Consider the following 615-nt stretch of genomic DNA (forward strand, 5'->3'; position numbering starts at 1 on the left):
GCGACCACCAGATCGATAATCATGAACGGTATGAATACGGTGAAGCCAATCTGGAAAGCGGTTTTCAGTTCGCTGGTGACGTAAGCCGGTAACAAAATACGCATCGGCACGGCTTCCGGGCCTGCAAGAGGCGGGATATTGGCCAGACGCGCATACAAAGCCAGATCGCTTTCGCGGGTCTGGCGCAGCATAAACTGGCGTAACGGCTGAGCGCCTTTGTCCATTGCTTCCTGCATGGTGATCTTGTTTTCGCTGAAGGGCTGATAAGCATCGCTGTAAATTTTGTCGAATACCGGTGCCATCACGAAGAAGGTCAGAAACAGGCCAAGGCCGAGCAGCACCTGGTTTGGCGGCGCGGAAGGTGTACCCAGTGCATTTCGCAGTAAACCCAGCACGATAATGATGCGGGTAAAACTGGTACACATCAGCAGCATCGCAGGTAACAGGGTCAGTGTGGTGATAAACACCAGCGTCTGGATCGGCAGCGACCAGTTTTGTGTCCCGTTAGACATCTGCTGGCTGATGATCCCCGGTAACTGTGCAAAAGCTGCCGGGCTGGCAAGCAATAGCAGCGGCAGACACAGGTGAGTGACCAGGCGAACAGGGCGCTGACGG

At 54.8% G+C, this 615-nt stretch carries 1 protein-coding gene; it reads right to left on the reverse strand.

All coding sequences use genetic code 11. The features are described 5' to 3' along the window. Positions 1-596, reverse strand: a 596-nt coding sequence (fliP, locus tag UC14_RS25260; RefSeq protein ID WP_112198667.1) for a flagellar type III secretion system pore protein FliP, incomplete at its 3' end; no start/stop codon positions are given. Positions 597-615 lie beyond the last annotated feature (19 nt).

The organism is Rahnella sp. NRRL B-41462, assembly GCF_003263525.1.
Classification (GTDB): Bacteria; Pseudomonadota; Gammaproteobacteria; order Enterobacterales; family Enterobacteriaceae; genus Rahnella; species Rahnella aceris.